Source organism: Paenarthrobacter sp. NCHU4564, assembly GCF_052156435.1.
Lineage (GTDB): Bacteria > Actinomycetota > Actinomycetes > Actinomycetales > Micrococcaceae > Arthrobacter.
The window spans coordinates 20,008-35,666 of the sequence record NZ_JBQLIS010000024.1 but is presented as its reverse complement, the minus strand read 5'-3'; the positions used below and the strand labels follow the sequence as shown (position 1 = coordinate 35,666).

Genomic DNA, 15,659 nt, shown 5'->3' with positions numbered 1-15,659 from the left:
TCCGAGGCGGATGTCAGTGCCCACTTTCAGGCCCGGCAGCCCTTCCTTGAGAATCTCAACACGCAGCGCTGTTGTTGTGACCTGGTAGACGCCGGTGGAGAACAGACGCTTCACCTGCCCGTTGAGGGTCACTTTTCCAACTGAGCCTACAAGCGGAGCGTTGAGATCCAGCACTGTGTTCGCCGCAGGGCTGGCGCTCACAGGAAGCCCCAGTACCTTCAGGTCCGCGATGGTGGTGGTGTTGGTGCCGGAAAATGCTCCGGCGGTGTTCTTTTCCGCGGTGCTTTCGGAGTTGATGGCCCAGCAGTGACCAGGCCACCAAGCAGGTTGGCTCCCGACACCGTGGACTTTCCTTCAATGCGCTTGCCCGTCGTGGTTAGCAGCGTCTTGACGCTTGTCGAGGCGTTACCAACAGTTCCGACCGTCAGAACATTCAGCCCGGCAGCTGTGTGTTGCTGGAACTCCGGCCGGTGGCCCCCGTGCAACTAACGCTTGAGTTGGCTGTTGGGCCAGATGTTAAAGTCCTGTCCGCATTGAAGATATAAGACCCATAAGCGGAACCAGTGAAGCCGGTGGTGACCTGCGACGGCGTGATGGCGGCGAATGCCGGGACAGCAGAGCCTGTCAGTGCAAGTGTCACGGCACCAGCTAATGCGACCAAAGTGCGTTTCATGTATTTCTCTCCCCAGAAGTTGTACACGAATTTCGTGGTGGTGCTCACGGTACAGTCCGGTATTGGAGCTAAACAATAGAATTGCCGGTAAACACTGCGAAAAGAACAAAACGAAGCCCCTGACCGAAGAATGGTCTTCAGTCAGGGGCTTGCGGTTGGCGTCAGTTGCCTTTTTCGAGGGCGTGCGCCGTGACGTACGCTCCAAGTTGGTCTTTGCCCAAGGCATCGGCTATTTCGGAGATCGCACCGGTGTCGGCAACGACGATCGATTGGCCATCCACGGAAGTGCCAGTACCGAGGGTCGGAAGAGTGAACATCACGGTGTCGCTGGCCCGCAGATCCCTGAGCCCAACCGCAAGGTTTCCGATCGCTGCAGCATCGAAACTCTTGTCCACGCTGATGTAGGGCGAAACGGCTGTGACCATGCTGTTCACCGTGACCGGGTTGGTAAGTGTCTCCCGGGCGATCGTCTTGCTGATAATCGCCTCCATGTAGGTCTGCTGGTTGCGGACACGCTGGTAGTCGCCGTCGCTGAAGGACTTGCGCTCGCGGACGAATGCCAGTGCCTCGTCACCATTAAGGGTTTGCTTTCCGGCAGCGTAGTAATGCCCTTTCATCGGGCCGGACGCAGGCGCAAACGGTATCTTCACGTCAACCTCGACCCCGCCCAAGGCATCAGTAAGACCCTTGAACCCTTCAAAATCAACCATGGCCACATGGTCAATCCGCTGTTGGAAGAGCGATTCAACTGTCTGAACCATCAGAGGCACGCCGCCGAGGGCCAGCGCGCTGTTGATTTTGGACTCGCCCTTTCCAGGGATGTTCACCCACAGGTCACGCATGAGGGAAACGGCGTAAACGTTTTTGCGGTCTGCGGGAATATGCACCAGCATCAGCGTGTCGGCCCGCTGATCCGTCGATGCCGAAGTGTCGACGTCCAACTCGGCCGAGCCTCGTGTGTCGCTGCCCATCACCAGGATGTTCATGGGAGCGGCTGCGCCGTTGGTCGGCTCTGTTTTTTGTGGCCTCAGTGACTCTTCCGGGAATGCAGAATCAATCTTAGTTGTACCGGAATTGAATGTCTGCGCCAGGTTGTAGATATAAGCACCGCCAATTATGCCTGCAATGAGTACAACGGCGGCAAATCCAAGCAGCACGTTTCTCGCGGTTTTCTTGGGGTTCTTCTGACGCCGAGGTCGCGACTCTGGCTCGGCATTTTCGATTTCTGTCGGGAGCGTCATATGTTCCTTGGTGTCGGCATCAGCAGTGATGATTCTACCAAGCTCCGCTGGATAGCCTCGCCGGAGGTGCTGTACGGCCTTCAGCCGTCTTGAGGTGAGGCTGCGCCGCCAGGCAGTTGCGGATTTTCCCCAAGGCTGACGATGTAGGAGTTGCTTGTTTGCAGGCTTGTCGGCCCGACGTCCAGCGTGACTGTCTCAAGACGAGGGTTGGCATCTTTGCTGCCGTCCGTACTTTCAGCGGAGCTTGCCTTCCCGACATGTTGCCGCTGTTTTGAACCGTCCTTCAGCGTCCACTCGACCTGAAAACCTTGTCCGGCGAGATTAAAGCCGGATATGTAAACTTTTCCTGCATCTGCATCAAACACCGTGTCGGTAATCAGGGATGCGTGAAATCCATCAGCAAGCTGGTCTTTCAGCGGGGCGTTTTGGCTTTCACAGGTGAAATACGGATCCCACATGTAGGAGATGACCTTCCGGGCCTTACCCAGTTGCTGAAGCTGGCTGTCGATCCTGGCCAATGTGGTTTGACCCCGCAAGCTTCCATCACAATCGTTGGAGGCGACAGCCGGGGCCATGCCTTCAAGATTTGCCCAGAGATTAGCGCCCGTGCCGCGTATCCCGGCCGCGGCGGCATCAAAGTAGTCCTTATTGGGGGCGATGTATCTCTGTTTCCAGGTTCCTTTGCCGACGATGCTGGCAGCGTACTCATCCACTGGCGCCGTCGCATCAGCTTCAAGGAAGGCCGCACCTTTGCCTGTGCCCATGCCGTCCTGGATGGCTATGTTGAGTTCCAGCCCGCGAGCAGTGGCCGCAATCTTTCGAATTCCTGCCCGAGCGTTCTGCGGGGTGATGCTGGCTGAATCGCGTCGCGCTTCTATGTATGGGCTAATGAGCGCAGAACGTGTAGGGAGGACCCGGTGAATCGCCTCATTCTGCATCGTATAGACGGACAGGATCGGCTCGAAAAAGGCGTTGTCACTCACCGGCATCTCCAAGTGGTGATAGAAGCCAGCCAGCCCTGGGACATCGTTCTTTGCCGCCTGATACTCGAGGAAGCGTTCAGTGAAGCGCTTCAAAGTGCTGCTGTAACTGAGATCCGGGAGGTACTCAATGTCACTTCTTTTCACAGGAGCCGGCATTCCGGCATAGAACTGCATGTCGAGCTCGGATGCGGCGTGGCCCAGGGAAACGGTGGGATCTTTGGCAGTAGTTCGGCTACCCCCTGCGACTACGACGTCGTAAGTGTTGGTGGGGGAGCGGCAACCTTCGCCTTCCGTTGGAAAAGCCAGGATGGTGTAGGTCTTTCCCCTGCTGTCAACGCTCCGGTCCTGCGGACACTTCAGGGCCGTCTCTCCCCATTGGCCCCCGTCCGAGAAGGTGAAGAACTTATTGATTTTCATGGTGGAACCCAGGGCGCCGGCGCAGCTGTCGCCATTGACTATGCAGTCTGCCGGGAGTGACTCTGCCGGAGTGGGCACCAATGAGTTGCCGAAGGTGATGACGGTGTCGCCACCAACCGCCTTGACGTCCCTTAACTTCTGAAGATTCCTCGCGTCGTCGGAAGTCGACGAGATGAAGTATCCGCTGATGGGATACGGCGCCGGCCGTGGCGTCTCCTTAGGAGAAGGCTTGGAATCGAAATCGACTGCGTTCAACCCAATAACCAGAAGAACTGCGGCAACCAGGGGAACAACTGCGTACCAAACCCAAACATGTCCCGGGCGCTGTCTCTTGGGTACTCCGGATACTCTCGGCAGCGTCATGACTTCCTAGGTGGGGTTATCGGCAAGACGACGATATCAGTAGGCCTGCACCATCCTCGCCGGGAACTGCGTCAAGTGGTCAGGCATGGAGCGGCCCGGAACGACGTGACTCCGTCCATACGATAAACTAATCCGGGCCGCCCTAGCGTGATGGACGGCTCCCTGCCGTCCTGACTCTGGCGGTTGGCTTGCCGACGAGGCCGGAACATGCCTCGAACTAGTAGTAACAGGGGGGAAGTTGGGTACCGGAATCAAGCGTGTTCAGACCGCAGTGTTGGTCTTGATGCTGGGGATTCTCGGGTTTCTGGGAGCTCAACCCGCGGTGGCCACAGAGACCGGTCCGGCACCGGATACAACTGCATCCCCGACTCCGGAACCGCAGCCCAGTCTTCCCGGAGTGGTCCTGCCGCCAGTCGTTCAGCCGGCCCCCGACCCAACACCGTTGGAGCCTGCACCCTCACAACCTCCTGTCCAGCCTCCGGTTGAACAGCCAGCGCCCGCACCGGCTCCTGTTGCTCCCCCAGTGGTTGAGCCCACGGTGCCTGCGGTAGAAGTTCCTCCCGCGCCAAGCCCGTCTTCAGCGCCTGTGCCTGCCGTTCCAATGGAACAGCCTGTTGAGAGCTACGCGGTTATCCCGGACGTTGCCGCGGAATCCGCTTCAGCAGTACCTGCGGAGCCAACTGTGACTCCTACACCGACACCAGCGCAGACACGAACAGCTGCCGTTCCCCTTGCCAACGCAGACATCACTGGGCCATTGAAGGTCGCCTTGGCACCAGTGGCCGAGAATAACCCCATCGTGCAGGGCCTCACAGTCCTGGTTCTGGTTTTGCTGGGCCTGGCATACTTCCGCGCCTTGCGTTCCAAGGGTATGCGCGGCTCCCGTCTCAACGGCAAGTAGCTTATGAAAAGTTCCCTCAAAAGGGAGAACGCTGAGACTGCCCCTGATGCACGTCCATTGCGACTCATGCTCCTCACCCATTCATACTGGCCCGAACATAGTCCGCCGCAGCGCCGGTGGTCTTCACTGTCCCGGGAATTCCTCAAGGCAGGGTGGGACGTGGATGTCGTCACTCCGGTGGCGCACTATCCCAATGGACGCCGGAATCTTCCCCGCCGCGAAGCCGGGATTGCGTTCTCGCACCAGAAAGGACCGCACGGCGAAATCATCCGGCGTGTTCCTTATCTGCGCCACCTTGGAACCTCAACAGTTGCACGACTTCTGGACCAGACATTTTCCGCGGTGATGTCCGTCCCGCTTGGATTGGGTCGGAACAAGCCCGACGCTATCGTGGCTACAGCTCCGAGCCTGCCCACTCTCGCAGCCGGCTACGTACTCTCACGGCTGCATGGAGTGCCGTTCATCGTTGAGATGCGGGACGCCTGGCCGGATCTGGCCAGGGACGCCCGCCTCGTCCAGGGCAGTGTCAAGAGTGTGGTGGAGCGGGCAGTGGAATTCGTCCAGCATCGCGCCGACTTGATTGTGACCGTCACTCAGGGCTTCGCCGAGACCCTGCGGACACGAGGCCTCCGCAACGTGGAGACGGTCAGTAATGGTTTGGACCTTGAAGCAATACCCTTTCTCGAACCCCCGGCCATGGACCGGGAAATCTTCCACGCTCTGTACTTGGGAAACCACGGCAAGAGCCAGCGTCTTGAAGTCTTGATCCGTGCCAGCGCATTGCTTGGTGAGGGCTTCCACTTGACGCTGGTGGGGCATGGAACAAACCGTCCCCAACTGGTGAAGCTGGCCCGTGAGCTGGATGCTCCTGTGAGCTTTTACCCCTCCCTGCACGGGACGGCGGTTGTGGACAAGTACCGTGAAGCGGACACGTGCATCGTTTCTTTGCGGGATGACTGGAAATCCTTCGAAACCACCGTTCCTTCTAAGACCTACGAGGTGTTGGCGATAGGGCGACACGTGACCGCGATTGTCAAGGGTGAAGCTGAGCGCATCATTCTGGATGCCGGGGGAGGTGACGTGGTTGCGTCAAATCCGGAAGCTGTGGCCCAGTTGTGGCGGGAGCTGGCCCTCGACCGCTCACGTTTAGCAGCGGGCAAGAGCGGCCGGGAGTGGGTACGGAACAATGCCGATTACGCTCAGTTGGCGCTCAACTACATGGATATGATCTCTTCGTTGGTGCGCAGGAATGCTCCGGCGCCGACCAAGAGGAAGGCCGCATGAGGCAGTTCATCCGGAACATGTCGATGGCGGCGGCCACTGTTTCCGACCACTTGACGGAGGCGCCCTTCGTTCTTGGACTCCAGGTCAGCCGAAGGCTCCCTTCCCGGTTGGTGCGCCCAATTGCCAGGCTGATATCGGATTCGGCTCCCCGGTCCACGCATCCGCTGCTGGTTCTGGCCAGCCACGCGGCCGGAGACTCTGCGGCGGTGTCACGGCGGTTGCACCTTACGTTGGACCAGGAAGTATCGGCAGGGAGGGCCCGAAGGGCTGCGGAAGCGGCGCTGGCTGCTGGTCAGCCTGAGCTGGCCGATTCTTTGCTGCCGCTTGCGGCAAACAGCAGCCGAGCGGCCGCTACCGTGGCACGCCGTAAGTGGTACGACGGAGATATGACAGGCGCTGTGGGCGCTTTGGAAAGCCGTGGCGGCGATATGGCCAAGCAGAAGCGTCGCCTCGAATCCGAGCTCCGTGTCTTTCAGGGGTGGCGACCCACCCTGCCAAAGGAACCAGCCACGCCAGGCCATCGCAGAGTCTTGCACTTGCTGACCAACTCGGTTCCCCACACGGCAAGCGGGTACGCGCGCCGCACTCATTCGATTTTAACGGCCCAGCACGACGCCGGCTGGGACACCTTGGCTGTTACCCGCGTAGGTTATCCGGTCCAGGTCGGTGTCCTTACCGCCCAGGCAAGTGACGTCGTCGACGGCGTTCGTTATCAACGGCTGTTGCCACAGCGTCTGGCAAAGTCGATGGACGGACGATTGCAGCAGCAAGCAGAACTGCTCTTGGGGATAGCCCGCGACTTTCGGCCAGGCATCATCCATACCACGACGCACTTCGTCAATGGCCTGGTTGCCCGTGAAGTTGCTGACTCTATCAATGTGCCGTGGGTATATGAAGTCAGGGGACAGCTGGCCGATACGTGGGCTTCCAGCAGGGGTCCCGGTGCAAGGACCAGTGAACGGTACAAGCTTTTTCTTGACCGTGAAGCGGAAACCATGGCAGCAGCGGATCTTGTATTTACCCTGGGCCAGTCCATGAAGCAAAACATTATGGACGCTGGGATACCGGAAGCGAAAATCCACATCAGCCCGAACGCAGTGGGCGGGGCATACCTTCAGGAGCCTCTGCAACACGCGGAAGCGCGGCTGGCTTTGGGGCTCGAACCTCATCGAAAGTACATCGGCACAGTAAGCAGCCTGGTAGATTACGAGGGCCTGGATGACCTCGTCACAGCATTTGCATTGCTTGCGCCGCGGCTGCCAGAGTTGACGTTGGTCTTGGTAGGGGAGGGCGCTGCCGCTCCGGCCCTGCAAGACCAGGTAAGACGCCTGGGACTGGTCGAAAGGACCATCTTCACAGGACGTGTCAAGCCGGAAACCGCCCGGATGTACCACATGGCTTTGGATGTTTTTGTAGTGCCCCGCAAAGACCTTCCCGTCACGCGATCTGTGACACCCCTCAAGCCTGTCGAAGCCTTGGCCTGCGCGCGTCCGGTGGTCGCCAGCCGCTTGGAAGCTTTGAGCGAGATAGTGCATGACGGAGTCCACGGACGGCTGGTGGATGCGGAGAATCCAGACGAACTGGCTGAAACCTTGCGGGAACTGCTTGAGGACGAGGAGCAGCGCGAGCGTTTGGGTGCTGCCGGCAGGCAGTTCGTGTTGGCGACGCGGACATGGAGCGCAAACGCCGCGGCCTACGGCAGTGCATATGAATTTTTGGCATCGAAGAACGTAAGGAAGGCAGGCTGATGTCGGCGAGAAAGGCCAAGCTTCCGCCGCCGGCGGCTATTCAGCCGATGTCGGTGGACATTCGAAAGCTCTCCCGGGTTGGGTCCCGGCCGGGATTCCTGGACTACTTGGTTCAACTGTGGGACTACCGCCAGTTCATCTTCTACGATGCCCGGGCCAGGGTTCAGAGCGGTACCCGCAAGGACCGCCTTGGCAGTGCTTGGTTGCTGCTAAATCCGGTCTTTAATGGGCTGACCTATTACGTGATTTTTGGCCTCCTGCTTCAGACCAGCCGTGGAATTGAAAACTTCGTCGGCTATCTGGTGGTGGGCGTCTTCCTCTTTCAGTTCAGCGCCGGAGCCATTACTTCCGGCGCGCGCTCCATACGTAACGGGAAGTCGGTCGTCCAGGCGTTCAACTTTCCCCGGGCAGCCCTGCCTTTGGGTGCCAACATCCGCGAGTTGTTGTCGTCAGTACCCCTGATACTTGGCATGTTGCTGCTGGTCGTCGTTATTCCCCCTGCGGAAACCATCAGCTTGATGTGGCTTCTCATCATTCCTGCAGTTTTCCTGCAGGGCGTCTTCAACCTCGGACTGGGGATGATCCTTGCGAGAATCATCTCGCGGCTGCATGACGTCACCCACTTGCTTCCATTCATGATCAGGGCATGGATGTACGGTTCGGCCGTCTTCTATTCATACGAACGTTTCGTAAGCGACCCCACGTTGCTGGCAATCATGAAGTTCAACCCCCTGTTCAACGTCATCGACATCGTGCGCAGTTGCGTTCTCTACAACCGTTTGCCCGCCTGGGAGTCGTGGGCCAGCCTTGGCGTTGTTGCCCTGGGAGTGCTTTTGGTCGGTTTCGTCTTCTTCTGGAAGGGGGAGGAAACGTATGGTCGCGATTGATCAAGCGGTCTTCCTGGACGGCCCACCCTGCGTCGTCATCGACAAAGTGAGGATGACGTACAGAGTTCCATCCTCCGAGGGCAGGACAATGCCCAAGGGAAAAGGTTTAAGGAACAGGATCAAGAGGGTCCTGGAGCGTCCGAATCTTGTGACCGTCAGTGCGCTTAAGGAAATCTCCTTGGTTGTGGAGCGCGGCGAATCGGTGGGCATCATCGGCCGCAACGGCTCCGGCAAGAGCACTATCATGAAGCTCATCAGTGGCCAGGTTGCGCCAACGCATGGTGCCGTTTATGCCTCGAGCACCCCTGTCCTCCTGGGCGTGAATGCGGCCCTGGTTCCGGAATTGTCAGGTGATCAGAACGTGGTACTGGGCTGCCTGGCCATGGGTATGAGCATGGAGCAGATAGACGCCCAGTTTGACAGTATCGTTGCCGTTTCCGGCTTGGATTCGGCCATCTACCTTCCGATGAAGTCCTATTCATCCGGTATGGCCTCAAGATTGCGGTTCGCGATCGCCGCGTCGGTTAATCCGGAGATCCTTTTGGTTGACGAGGCTCTCAACACCGGCGACGCCCAGTTCAATAACCGAAGCAAGGCCCGGATGGACGAGCTTCGTGCACAGGCGGGCTGCGTCTTCATCGTCAGTCACGGGCTGGACACCATCCGGGACATGTGCAGCCGTGTGATTTGGTTGGACAAGGGGGAGCTCATCATGGATGGCCTGCCGGATGAAACCACAGGAATTTACCGGGATTTCTCATCGAATTTGTCAAGGGGCAATAACCTGACCGCAGCCAGGATCAGGGAAGAAGCACGGGCAAATCTTGTAGCTACGCGGGTGTTGGAACGGGCCAGTGGGCGCCGCATGGAAGGGCGTTGAGATTCTTTTGATCAGTGATATTCGGAAGGCCGTCTGGCATTTCAGGCAGGGCGGCCCCACTCAAGTCCTGGAGTGGCGGAGACGGCAAAAAATTGAGAAGCGCATAAACGGTGCCAAGGGGGCTGCGACACAGCCCCGCACGGAGGGAAGCGTCCCCACATTTGCGCCCCACCGGGTTCCGGACCGGGGTCCTAGGCGGGACGACCTGACTGTAGGCGTGATCTTGGACGACTTCTCCATCGCAGCCTTCTCTTTTGAATGGAACCTGGTCCAGTTAAAAAAGGACTCGTGGCGCCAGCAACTCAAAGAGACCAGAATCGACTTCCTTTTCGTGGAGTCCGCGTGGAACGGGAACCAAGGTTCCTGGAAGTACCAGCTCATGGGTACCTCCGGACCCAAGCAGGACTTTCTTGACCTGATGGCGTGGTGCCGCAGCCACGGTATCCCCACGGTGTTCTGGAACAAAGAAGACCCGCCGCATTACGCCGACTTCCTCCCGGCTGCCCGGGAGTTTGATGCTGTTTTCACCAGCGACTCGGACCGCATTCCGTCATACCGGGCGGACTTGGGCCACGACCGTGTGGCTGTGCTTCCGTTTGCTGCACAACCGGCGATCCATAATCCCGTGCGTGTGGGCCAAACCCATCATGCCCGTGGAGTTGCCTTCGCCGGAATGTATTTCGCGCACAAGTATCCGGAACGCCGGCAGCAGATGGACATCCTGCTGCATGCCGCGCGGGATGCCTCTGCCCGATCTGGACCGAAGCTCGAAATCTTCTCGCGCCAGTTGGGTGGCGACTCAAATTACCAATTCCCGGTTCCGTTTAACGAACACGTTGTTGGCAGTCTTGACTATGCCAAGATGTTGAGTGCCTACCGGGCCTACAAGGTGTTCCTCAACGTGAACTCAGTTGTTGATTCTCCGAGCATGTGTGCCCGGAGGATCTTCGAGATCACAGCCTCCGGGACGCCCGTTGTATCAACGCCCAGCGCGGCAATCCCACACTTCTTTGACGCCGATCAGGTCTATGTAGCGGGGTCCCGCGAACAGGCTGAGAGCCAAATCCGCATGCTCGCCCGCAGTTCCGAGCTTAATGACCGGGTCGTTCATCGGGGACAGAGGCGTATCTGGAGCGAACATACCTACGCACACCGTGCTGAGACTGTGGTTGCCTCGGTCCTTCCCGGGCGGGTCCGGAGGGTTGACCTTCCCACAGTCAGTGCCTTGGTACCCACCATCCGGCCGCACCAGCTGGAGCACGTCTTTTCAACTGTCGCCAGCCAGACAGATGTGGACGTCGAGTTGGTTCTCCTGACGCACGGGTTTGAGGTGCCGGAGAGCCAGGTACAGGAACTTGCGCATAAGCACGGAGTGAGCCGGTTCACGTTGTTGACGGCCACAAGGGACGTCACGCTCGGTGAGTGTCTTAACCGCTGCGTAGCCGCATCAACGGGTCAGGTACTGACCAAAATGGACGACGACGACTACTACGGCCCCCGGTACTTGGTGGATCTCCTGCACGCACTCGATTATTCGAAGGCAGACGTGGTGGGCAAGCAGGCGCATTACATGTACTTCGCTTCGACCAACGCCACTATGCTGAGGATCCCCCATATGGAACACCGCCAGACGCGGTTCGTCATGGGGCCCACCATTACCGCCCGCCGCGAGGTCTTCGAAGCCCATCCTTTTGAACCGCTGAACAGGGGAGAGGACACTGCTTTCCTGAAGGCCGTTACAACGGCCGGCGGTTCCATATACTCCGCTGACCGCTTCAACTTCTGCCAGTACCGAAAAGGTGACGGGCACACGTGGGATATCTCGGATGAAGAACTTGCCGCTTCCGGCGAAATAAAATTCTTTGGTGCCCCCAAAGAACACATCACTGTTTAACTAAAAGGGGAAAATAATGACAAACATCAAGACAGTGGCCGTTATTGGCCTTGGATACATTGGTCTGCCTACCGCGGCCATCCTGGCAACCAACGGCATCAACGTCGTGGGTGTGGACGTAAACCAGAACACGGTGGACGCCGTGAACCGCGGAGAGGTTCCTTTCGTTGAACCTGACCTGGGCGTTCACGTTGCCGGTGCTGTTAGCCAGGGACACCTGCGCGCCACCACCGAGACTCCGGCCGCCGAGGCTTACATCGTTGCCGTCCCCACCCCGTTCCGCGCAGACCACTCTGCAGACCTCAGCTACATCGAGGCCGCTGCACGCGGAATCGCTCCGCAGCTAAAGGGCGATGAACTGGTCATTCTGGAGTCCACCTCCCCTCCGCGTGCAACCCGCCACCTGGCCGACTACATTCTGGCGCTCCGCCCGGACCTGTCCCTCGACGGAGCCAACGGTGCTCCCGTGATCCACTTCGCCCACTGCCCCGAGCGTGTTCTTCCGGGCCGCGTGATGATCGAACTGGTCACGAACGACCGCATTGTTGGTGGCGTTACCCCCGTAGCAGCCGAACTTGCCAAGGACCTCTACGCTGTCTTCTGCCAGGGTGAAATCCTGGTCACCGACGATGTCACGGCCGAAATGGCCAAACTCGTGGAAAACTCCTACCGCGACGTGAATATCGCGTTCGCCAACGAGCTCTCCATCATCAGCGACAAGCTGGGCATTGATGTTTGGGAGCTGATCCGACTGGCCAACCACCACCCCCGTGTCAACATCCTTCAGCCGGGTCCGGGCGTGGGCGGCCACTGCATCGCCGTGGATCCGTGGTTCATCGTTGCCGCCGCTCCCGAGGAAGCCCAGCTCATTCGCCAAGCCCGAGTCACCAACGACTCCAAGCCGGAATGGGTAGTAGCAAAGGCCCGCAAGGCCGCTGAAGAAGCCGGTGCCGCACCGGTCATCGCAACCCTTGGCCTGGCCTTCAAAGCCAACATCGATGACCTGCGCGAGTCGCCGTCCATCGGCATTGCTGCTGATCTGGCTGAACAGCTTCCCGCCGCCAAGCTCCTTGTTGTGGAGCCGCACGTCGAGGCCCTGCCGAAGGCACTGAAGGACCGCGCCAACGTTGAACTCGTTGGCACGGAGGAAGCTATCGCCCAGGCAGACGTCATCGTCGTCCTGGTCGACCACGATGAATTCAAGTCCATCTCTCCCGCTGCCTACGCCGGCAAGACGGTCATTGATTCCCGGGGCATCTGGGGACCTGACGCGCTGACGCAGGCCACGCCCGCCGCAGTCCCCGCCGTTAACTAGCGGTATTTCGGCTACCGCAGAGGAAGAATCACTACTTCATGGACCGCAACACCAGCGATATTGAGCAAATCCGGCGGGGCATTACCCGCGCGGCACTGGCCCACGAGGCCCAAATCGCAAAACTACAGGCTGAACTGCAGGACGCGTATGAGCGGGAAATAGGGATGGCCTCTGTGGTAGCTGAAAGGCGGAAGTTCAGCCAAGAGCTGTATGCGACCCGTCTTAAACTTGATATGTACCGAAAGAAATATGCTGCCACTGAGAAGCTGCTTGCCGAGCGTGACAGGCAGTTGGGTGATGTGCAAAGCAAACTCACGGCATTGTCGAATTCCTTTCTCGGTGCCCTGCAGTTGAAATATTGGCGCCGCGGCTGGCGCCGCGGAGGACGAAAAGGATAATGGGGGAATCGGTGATTCGCGAGAACGATCGCCTTTGGCGCGTTAAGAAGCGCTTGCAGGAACTTGAGTACAGCCACTTGGGGTCCGACTCCCGGCAGGGTTTCTATACCTCGAAATTCTATGTGGACTCTGTACTCGCAGGAGATCCTGTCCTGCCCGCTGCCACCCACAAGAAGTATCTGGCGCGCCGAAATGAGTCACACCTCCAGGGCTACCTGGATGACCTTCGTCCAATTTTGGATGCGATTCCCGCTTCGCTGGGGTCCAGAAGCCTCAAGCCCCATGCTGCTGATGTCGCTGTCATCGCAGATGAATTTCTCTACAAGAGCTTTGATTCAACAGCCCGGCTTCTATACGTAACTCCCGAAAATTACCAGGAGATTGCTGCCGAGGCAGGACTGCTGCTCATTGCCAGTACCTGGCGGGGACTTGACGGTGAGTGGAAAGGCCTCGCCACGCAGGGCTCCAAGAGGCGACACTTCCTTCTTGAGGAGGTCGTCCCTTACTTCAGGGCGAAAGGCACCCCAATTGCTTTCTACTCCAAAGAGGACCCACCCAACTACAACCAGTTTCTGAGCATTGCGCAGGCAGCCGACCATGTCTTCACCTGCGCAGCAGAAAGCGTCCCCGACTACGAAAGGGACTGCCCCGATGCCACTTCCGTACAAGTACTGAGCTTTGGAGTAAATCCGCACCATCACTCTCCGGTCTACTCCAGGAGACGTCGCCTATCGGACGTGCTTTTCGCCGGATCATGGCACACCCAGCGCTATCCCGAGCGCCGGGCATCAGCCAAGGCTATCTTCGATGGTGTCCTTGAATCGTCGCGGAACCTCGTGATTTTTGATCGGAACTGGTCGCTTGCCAACAGCCGGTATTTTTACCCGGAAGAATACCTTCAGCACGTGGCGCCTGCCGTTGAGCATGACCTGCTTTTGAAGCTCCAACGGATTTCCGACTTCAACATCAACCTGAATTCGGTAATCGCAAGCTCTTCAATGTATGCAAACCGGGTAGTAGAGCTTCAGGCCATGGGCTCCATGGTCTTGTCCAACTACAACCTGGGTGTCAACAACAGGTTCCCGAATGTCTTTACCGCTCAGACAAGTACTGACGTCCGTGCGGTTTTGGATGGGATGTCTGCCTTGGATCTTTACGAAGTTCAGATGGAAGGTCTTCGTCGGGCTTATACCGATCATCTTGCCCATGATCGGATGGCAGACATCCTTAAGGCCGCTGGAATTTTGGAAGGCAGCGGAAAGCCCCGCGTTTGTGCGGTATTGGATACGGCCTCGGATGAGTTGAAACAGACGGTGCAGCAGCAAACGCTGAAGGACATCGAAGTTGTAAGTCGGGATCAATTAAGTGATACCCGCCGGAGTTTCGATATCGCCGTGCCCCTGTCGGATCAATTCAGATACGCTCCAACGTACTTCGAGGATCTCGTGAACGCCTTCAAGTACGCCGACGTTGATTTCGTCATGAAGTCTGTTCAGGGTGTTGGTTCCGGAAGTCCTTTGCCGGAGCACGAGTCGTGGGCCACCATGGCTGCTCCTTCCGCAGGAGCCGTCTGGCTTGACTCCGACGCGGGCTCCTCTTACTTGGGTGGCGGGTCCATCGAGGGTAACGGCTATGTGTTGGATCCTCTTGGCATTGGCAGGGGTACGGAGTCCTTCCCGCTGGTTAGCAATGGGGTCACCGGAGCGTCCGAGCCGCTTCTCTCAGTCATTGTCCCCGTCCATAACAACGGCCCGTTCCTCCTCAACAAGTGCGTGAGGTCGCTCGAACGGTCGTCCATATTCACTCGGATGGAGATCATCCTGGTGGACGATGGATCGACTGACCTGCGTACGCATCAGATACTCGACGAACTGGCGGCCCGATATAACCACGTGTCCGTTTTCAAGTTTGGCGATACGGGTTCGGGGAGTGCATCAAGGCCGAGGAACAAAGGCTTGGAGCTGGCGACGGCGCCCTGGGTAACGTACCTGGATCCCGACAATGAAGCCGTCTGTGATGGTTACGCGAAGCTCGTGGAACTTGCAGCCCGCGAATCTCTGGACATGGTCGTGGGGGACATGCTGAGATACTCCGACGGAGTGAAGATGTTCCACAACTCGCGCAAAGTGGGGCGTGGACTGGCAATGGCCGAAACGGGCGATGGCTCGTCAAGCCTCACCCAGAGGCTGGACTTCTATCCCATGAGTATCCAGGCTGTCGTGCTCAACACCGAGTGGCTGAAGGAGCTGGGTCTTGAGCAGCCGGTGGGGGCACTGGGCCAAGACTCCTTCTTCTTCCAGCAATTGGTTCACTACGCTCGCAGAGTTGACGTCCTTGAGGTGCCGATTCACATCTACTACGGCGCAGTCGAGAATTCTGTTGTGAACTCGGTCGGACCTAAGTTCTTCCGAAAGTATCTGCCGCTGGAGACAGCACGTGCCGCGTGGCTTGAGGAAACCGGGCTGATGCCTGACTACAAGGCGACGCGGGCCCAAACTTTCATGAAGCACTGGTTCGTCCGCAAGCTCAGGCTTGTTCCGGAGTCTGAGCTTGCCGAATGCATTGATTTGGTCAAGCAACTGGGACGGCTCTACGAGCCGATAAATTGGGAGGACGCCGAGGTGTCGGCGATCATGGACGGCGACACCTCGACACTTATCCCAGCCCGAAGTTAA

At 58.4% G+C, this 15,659-nt stretch carries 11 protein-coding genes and 1 pseudogene; 9 read left to right on the top strand and 3 right to left on the bottom strand.

What is annotated here, in order from left to right; all coding sequences use genetic code 11:
• Nucleotides 1-42 precede the first annotated feature (42 nt).
• The 3 genes and pseudogenes from ACSVIE_RS18750 to ACSVIE_RS18740 all read right to left on the bottom strand — a co-directional run.
• Nucleotides 43-485: pseudogene (locus tag ACSVIE_RS18750) on the bottom strand (choice-of-anchor P family protein); the annotation flags it as partial.
• Between the two features lie 349 nt (nt 486-834).
• Nucleotides 835-1,914: an LCP family protein gene (locus ACSVIE_RS18745; RefSeq protein WP_442424813.1), complete on the bottom strand. Its 1,080-nt coding sequence runs from the start codon at nt 1,912-1,914 to the stop codon at nt 835-837.
• An 80-nt stretch (nt 1,915-1,994) separates the two neighbouring features.
• Nucleotides 1,995-3,569, bottom strand: a complete 1,575-nt coding sequence (locus tag ACSVIE_RS18740) for a hypothetical protein (RefSeq protein ID WP_442424812.1) — start codon at nt 3,567-3,569, stop codon at nt 1,995-1,997.
• Between the two features lie 709 nt (nt 3,570-4,278).
• Here ACSVIE_RS18740 and ACSVIE_RS18735 point away from each other — a divergent pair.
• From ACSVIE_RS18735 to ACSVIE_RS18695, 9 genes are all read left to right on the top strand, one after another.
• Complete coding sequence (locus ACSVIE_RS18735; RefSeq protein WP_442424811.1) at nt 4,279-4,578, top strand: hypothetical protein; 300 nt, start codon at nt 4,279-4,281, stop codon at nt 4,576-4,578.
• Between the two features lie 66 nt (nt 4,579-4,644).
• Nucleotides 4,645-5,862: a glycosyltransferase family 4 protein gene (locus ACSVIE_RS18730; RefSeq protein ID WP_426003824.1), complete on the top strand. Its 1,218-nt coding sequence runs from the start codon at nt 4,645-4,647 to the stop codon at nt 5,860-5,862.
• A gap of 536 nt (nt 5,863-6,398) precedes the next feature.
• Nucleotides 6,399-7,610: a glycosyltransferase family 4 protein gene (locus ACSVIE_RS18725; protein ID WP_426003823.1), complete on the top strand. Its 1,212-nt coding sequence runs from the start codon at nt 6,399-6,401 to the stop codon at nt 7,608-7,610.
• The gene (locus ACSVIE_RS18720; RefSeq protein ID WP_426003822.1) at nt 7,610-8,497 is read left to right on the top strand and encodes an ABC transporter permease; all 888 of its coding nucleotides are present in this window, start codon (nt 7,610-7,612) and stop codon (nt 8,495-8,497) included. The genes ACSVIE_RS18725 and ACSVIE_RS18720 overlap by 1 nt, the downstream gene beginning before the upstream one ends.
• A gap of 88 nt (nt 8,498-8,585) precedes the next feature.
• Nucleotides 8,586-9,377: an ABC transporter ATP-binding protein gene (locus ACSVIE_RS18715; RefSeq protein WP_442424835.1), complete on the top strand. Its 792-nt coding sequence runs from the start codon at nt 8,586-8,588 to the stop codon at nt 9,375-9,377.
• Nucleotides 9,378-9,594: 217 nt separating this feature from the next.
• Nucleotides 9,595-11,271, top strand: a complete 1,677-nt coding sequence (locus tag ACSVIE_RS18710; protein WP_426003820.1) for a glycosyltransferase family protein — start codon at nt 9,595-9,597, stop codon at nt 11,269-11,271.
• Between the two features lie 16 nt (nt 11,272-11,287).
• Nucleotides 11,288-12,586, top strand: coding sequence for a UDP-N-acetyl-D-mannosamine dehydrogenase (gene wecC / locus ACSVIE_RS18705; protein WP_442424810.1), 1,299 nt, complete (start codon nt 11,288-11,290; stop codon nt 12,584-12,586).
• A gap of 38 nt (nt 12,587-12,624) precedes the next feature.
• Nucleotides 12,625-12,984, top strand: a complete 360-nt coding sequence (locus tag ACSVIE_RS18700) for a hypothetical protein (RefSeq protein ID WP_442424809.1) — start codon at nt 12,625-12,627, stop codon at nt 12,982-12,984.
• Nucleotides 12,985-13,037: 53 nt separating this feature from the next.
• Entirely contained in the window at nt 13,038-15,659 is a 2,622-nt protein-coding gene (locus tag ACSVIE_RS18695; protein WP_442424808.1) for a glycosyltransferase, read from the top strand.